This window comes from Streptomyces sp. SID11385 (genome assembly GCF_010548245.1).
Lineage (GTDB): Bacteria > Actinomycetota > Actinomycetes > Streptomycetales > Streptomycetaceae > Streptomyces.
On sequence record NZ_JAAGLR010000786.1, the window covers coordinates 1 to 5,288 of the forward strand.

The following is a 5,288-nucleotide window of genomic DNA, read 5'->3' on the forward strand; positions in this document are numbered from 1 at the left end:
CAGCAGCACGGCCCCCGCCCGGGTGACCGCGCCGGGCCCGAGCCGGGGCCCGGCGGGCTCGCGCAGCGTCATCCGGCCCGCGCGCCGGACGTCGCGCAGCGAGCCGGGGCCCTCGTAGACGGCCCAGTCAAGGTCGTCGTCGGGCAGCAGCACCGGCAGCAGGACCCGTACGCCGCGCGCGTGCCACCGCTCGACGAGCGGCGCGGTGTCCGGCTCGCCGCCGACCGACACGTACGCCGCGACGGTCCGTACCGCGTCCAGCTCGGGGAGTCGCGCGGCGACCTCGGCGAACACGGGCCCCAGACGACGCACCTCCGCGGCCGGCCTGGCCCTTCGCGCTGTCAGCAAGGAGCGCCGCAGGGCCCTCTTCGCCTCCTTCGCCTCGCTCGACGCACCCGGCGTTGGGCTCAATGCGCGCTCCTTATTACGTCATATCAGTCAATATGACCGCTACCTGTGGACAACTTCTCGGGCGATGGCAAAGCCCTGGCTATGGTGACGTCATGACTTCCGCACACTCCCGGATCACGAAGGTCGTGATCCCCGCCGCCGGCCTCGGCACCAGGTTCCTCCCGGCGACCAAGGCCACTCCGAAGGAAATGCTGCCGGTCGTGGACAAGCCCGCGATCCAGTACGTCGTGGAGGAGGCCGTCTCCGCGGGTCTGAACGACGTCCTCATGGTGACAGGCCGCAACAAGCGCCCGGTCGAGGACCACTTCGACCGGAACTACGAGCTGGAGGAGGCGCTGCGCCGCAAGGGCGACGGCGACCGCCTCGCCACCGTGCAGGAGTCCACCGACCTCGCGGACATCCACTACGTGCGCCAGGGCGACCCCAAGGGCCTCGGGCACGCCGTGCTCTGCGCGGCGCCGCACGTGGGCCACGAAGCCTTCGCCGTACTCCTCGGCGACGACCTCATCGACCCGCGCGACCCGCTCCTCGCCCGGATGATCGAGGTCCAGGCCCGCGAGGGCGGCAGCGTCGTCGCGCTGATGGAGGTCCCGCCCGAGCAGATCCACCTCTACGGCAGCGCCGCGGTCGAGACGACGGCCGACGACGACGTCGTGCGCATCACCGGGCTCGTCGAGAAGCCCAACCCGGCCGACGCGCCCAGCAACTACGCGATCATCGGCCGCTACGTCCTCGACCCGCGCATCTTCGACATACTGCGCAAGACCGAGCCGGGACGCGGCGGCGAGATCCAGCTCACCGACGCGCTCCAGCACCTCGCCGAGGACGAGAACGCGGGCGGCCCGGTGCACGGCGTCGTCTTCCGAGGCCGCCGGTACGACACCGGCGACCGCGGCGACTACCTGCGCGCCATCGTCCGGCTCGCGTGCGAACGTGAGGATCTGGGCCCGGACTTCCGCGCCTGGCTCCGCAGTTACGTCGACGAGGAGATGCAGCCGCAGTGAGCACGACGACGCAGCCCCAGGGCCCCGGGGGCACCTGGCCGGTGACCGCGCACCTGGACGACATCCTGGCCACGGTGCGCCCGCTGGAGCCGATCGAGCTCCAGCTCCTCGACGCCCAGGGCTGCGTCCTCGTCGAGGACGTGACGGTGCCTCTCTCGCTGCCCCCCTTCGCCAACAGCTCCATGGACGGGTACGCGGTCAGGGCGGCCGATCTCGCGGGTGCCACCGAGGAGACGCCCGCCGCGCTGCGGGTCGTCGGGGACATCTCCGCGGGGCTCCTCGCCCCGCCCGCCGCGGGCGAGGGCGAGGCGGTCCGCATCATGACCGGCGCCCCGCTGCCCGAGGGCGCGGACACCGTCGTGCCCGTCGAGTGGACCGACGGCGGCCTCGGCGGCGGCCCCGTCGACCGCATGACCCCGCACAGCACCGCCCCGGAGGGCGCCTCGGGCACGGTCCGCGTCTTCCGCCCCGCCGAACCCGGCGCCCATGTACGCGAGGCGGGCGGCGACGTGCGCGAGGGCGACCTCGCGCTCGCGGCGGGCACCGTGCTCGGCCCGCCCCAGCTCGGCCTGCTCGCCGCGATGGGCCGCGACACCGTCCGCGTACGGCCCCGCCCCCGCGTCGTCGTCCTCGCCACCGGCAGCGAACTCGTCCAGCCGGGCGAGTCGCTGGCCCCGGGCCAGATCCACGACTCCAACAGCTTCACCCTCACCGCGGCGGCCCGCGACGCGGGCGCGCTCGCCTTCCGCGTCGGCGCCATCGGGGACGACGCCGAGACCCTGCGCGCCACGATCGAGGACCAGCTCATCCGCGCCGACCTCGTCGTGACCTCGGGCGGCGTGAGCGTGGGCGCCTACGACGTGGTGAAGGAGGCCCTGACCGACTGGACGGGGCTGCCGGAGCCCTCCGCCGAAGGAGAGGACGGGGGCGCGGACGCGGGGGAGGGCGCAGCCACGGCCGGGAACGCCCGCGCCGCCGAGCCGCCCCGCGGTGTCGCCTTCCGCAAGCTCGCGATGCAGCCCGGCAAGCCCCAGGGCTTCGGCACGATCGGCCGCGACGCGACGCCCGTCCTCGCCCTCCCGGGCAACCCGGTCTCCGCGTACGTGTCCTTCGAGCTGTTCGTCCGCCCGGCGATCCGCGCCCTCGCGGGCTTCACGGACCTGCACCGCCCCACCGTCCGCGCCCTCGTCGACGCGCCCAAGGCCCTCACCTCCCCCGCGGGCCGCCGCCAGTACCTGCGCGCCCGCCACGCGGACGGCCGCGTCACCCCCGTCGGCGGCGCCTCCTCGCACCTGGTCGGCGCTCTCGCGCGGGCGGACGCCCTCCTCGTCGTGCCCGAGGAGCGCACCTCGGTGGAGCCGGGCGAGGAAGTGGAGGTCGTCCTGCTCGGCTGAACGGCTCCGGTACGGGGCGGCTCCGCGCGGCGCGTGGGGCGCCCCGGGACCGGTGCTGCCCTGATTCCACCGGGCTCGGGCGAGTACCGTGGCTGCCCGACACCGGCCCGCGCGGGACGCCCGCGAGCCCTCGACGGGAGCACTTTCGCCTCATGACCGCCACGCCCGCCGCCGCCCCCGAGCCCGCGGACCCGCCGCCCGGCGGGCTCACGCACCTCGACTCCTCGGGCGCGGCCCGCATGGTCGACGTGACCCGCAAGGACGTCACCGCCCGCACCGCCCGCGCCACCGGCCGCGTCCTCGTCACCCCCGAGGTCGTCGCCCTGCTGCGGGGCGAGGGCCTGCCGAAGGGCGACGCCCTCGCCACCGCCCGCATCGCGGGCATCATGGGCGCCAAACGCACCCCGGACCTCGTCCCGCTGTGCCACCCCCTCGCGCTCTCCGGCGTGACCGTGGACCTGGAGGTCACCGACGAGGCCGTCGCGATCACCGCTACGGTCCGCACGACCGACCGCACGGGTGTCGAGATGGAGGCCCTGACCGCCGTCTCGGTCGCGGCCCTCACGGTCGTCGACATGGTCAAGGCCGTCGACAAGGCCGCGACCATCACCGACATCCGCGTCGAGACGAAGACGGGCGGCAAGTCCGGCGACTGGCACCGCGACAGCGCGTCCGCCGCCACGGGCGCGAGCCCCGGGGACCGCGAGGCCGCACCCCGTACGCCGCTCGGCCCCCGTACCGCCCTCGTCGTGACCGCGTCGAACCGGGCCGCCGCCGGGGTCTACCCGGACCGGGGCGGGCCGCTGATCGCCGAGGCGCTGCGGAGCTGGGGCTTCGCGACCGAGGGGCCGCAGGTCGTGCCGGACGGGGCGCCCGTGGAGGCCGCGTTGCGGGCCGCGGTCGCGGCCGGTTACGGCGTCGTCGTGACGACGGGCGGCACCGGGCTCACGCCCACCGACCTCACCCCCGAGGCGACGCGCGCCGTCCTGGACCGCGAGATCCCGGGCGTCGCCGAGGCGATCCGCGCCGAGGGGCTCGGGGCGGTCCCGAGCGCCGCGCTCTCGCGCGGACTCGCCGGCGTCGCGGGCACCACGCTCGTCGTGAACCTGCCGGGCTCCACGGGCGGGGTCCGCGACGGACTCGCCGTCCTGGAGCGCTGGCTGCCGCACGCCGTCGACCAGATCCACGGCGGCGACCATCGCCCGGCACCCGCGCGGACAGGGGCCGGCACCCACCCGGAACCGGGCACGTCCGGCTCCGCCGAGACCGCCGGGAGCCCGAGCTGAACGGGTATCTGTCCACGTGGCCCGTCGTGCTGACGGAGGGCGACGTGACCCTGCGCCCGATAAGACAGCGGGACCAGAGCGCCTGGCGCGAGGTCAACCGGCGCAATCGCGACTGGCTGCGCCCCTGGGAGGCGACGATCCCGCCGCCGACCCCCTCGGGCCCCATCACACACCGCCCGACCTACCGGCAGATGGTCCGCCACCTGCGCACGGAGGCGAAGGCGGGCCGCATGCTGCCCTTCGTCATCGAGTACCAGGGGCGCATGGTCGGCCAGTTGACGGTCGCCGGGATCACCTGGGGCTCGATGTGCTCGGCGCACATCGGGTACTGGGTCGACCAGGACATCGCCGGACGGGGCGTCATGCCGACCGCGGTGGCGCTCGCGGTCGACCACTGTTTCTTCCGGATGGGCCTGCACCGCATCGAGGTCTGCATCCGCCCCGAGAACGGCCCGAGCCGGCGCGTCGTGGAGAAACTCGGCTTTCGCGAAGAGGGCCTGCGCCCGCGTTATCTGCACATCGACGGCGGCTGGCGCGACCACCTCGTCTTCGCCCTGACGGCGGAGGAGGTACCGCACGGGATGCTGACGCGATGGCGGTCCCGGCGCAGCTCACCGGGGGATTGGAAAAGCCCCTCCTCGTAATTCGAAAAAGTATTCGAATGGAAGGGTGATCTGATCCTTACATACCATTCATGCCTTTCTGCTGATCAGATCGTCCCTCAAAATGCCTGTGTTATCAGTAGGTTCGTGCGACACACCGACTCAATTGGCGGATCGCCCGGCGAAAACCCCTCTACCGTGTGAGAGGTGAGCAGCAGTGGCCTCATTTACGCAGTCATCGTCGGGGCCTGGGCGGCCTACCTGGTGCCCATGTGGCTCCGCAGGCAGGACGAGCTGAACGAGGCGCGTCCGACGGAACGTTTCAGTACCGCCATCCGGTTGCTGTCCGGACGCGCGGGAATGGAGCGCCGTTACGCCAAGGAGCTGCGGGAACGCGCCCCGGGTGAACCGGCGCAGGCCCTCGCGGGCGAGGCGGAGCCGACCGGATCGGTCGACGTCCGCGCCTTCGCCGCGCCCAGGACCGAGATCCGCCCGGCCTCGCGGCAGCAGCCGTCCGCCTCCTCCCCGTCGTCCGTGGCGCCGGAGGTGCCGCGCGAGCCGGTCGCCGAGGAGCCGCGCGGGCGCGAGCAG

General features: G+C 74.0%; 5 protein-coding genes and 1 pseudogene. 5 read left to right on the forward strand and 1 reads right to left on the reverse strand.

Features of this window, described 5'->3' with window-relative positions; all coding sequences use genetic code 11:
• Nucleotides 1-411 (reverse strand): 5-formyltetrahydrofolate cyclo-ligase (locus G3I42_RS24250; protein ID WP_164289270.1); only part of this gene is annotated, 411 nt, incomplete at its 3' end.
• Between the two features lie 92 nt (nt 412-503).
• Here G3I42_RS24250 and galU point away from each other — a divergent pair.
• The 5 genes and pseudogenes from galU to G3I42_RS24275 form a co-directional block, all read left to right on the forward strand.
• Complete coding sequence (gene galU / locus G3I42_RS24255) at nt 504-1,415, forward strand: UTP--glucose-1-phosphate uridylyltransferase GalU (RefSeq protein ID WP_164289272.1); 912 nt, start codon at nt 504-506, stop codon at nt 1,413-1,415.
• Nucleotides 1,412-2,809, forward strand: coding sequence for a gephyrin-like molybdotransferase Glp (glp, locus tag G3I42_RS24260; RefSeq protein ID WP_164289274.1), 1,398 nt, complete (start codon nt 1,412-1,414; stop codon nt 2,807-2,809). The genes galU and glp overlap by 4 nt, the downstream gene beginning before the upstream one ends.
• 152 nt (nt 2,810-2,961) lie before the next feature.
• Nucleotides 2,962-4,095 (forward strand): bifunctional molybdenum cofactor biosynthesis protein MoaC/MoaB, encoded by a 1,134-nt coding sequence (gene moaCB / locus G3I42_RS24265; RefSeq protein WP_164289276.1) that lies wholly within the window; start codon nt 2,962-2,964, stop codon nt 4,093-4,095.
• 26 nt (nt 4,096-4,121) lie between these two features.
• On the forward strand, nt 4,122-4,739 hold the full coding sequence (locus tag G3I42_RS24270) for a GNAT family protein (RefSeq protein WP_164289278.1): 618 nt from the start codon (nt 4,122-4,124) through the stop codon (nt 4,737-4,739).
• A gap of 165 nt (nt 4,740-4,904) precedes the next feature.
• Nucleotides 4,905-5,288: pseudogene (locus G3I42_RS24275) on the forward strand (hypothetical protein); the annotation flags it as partial.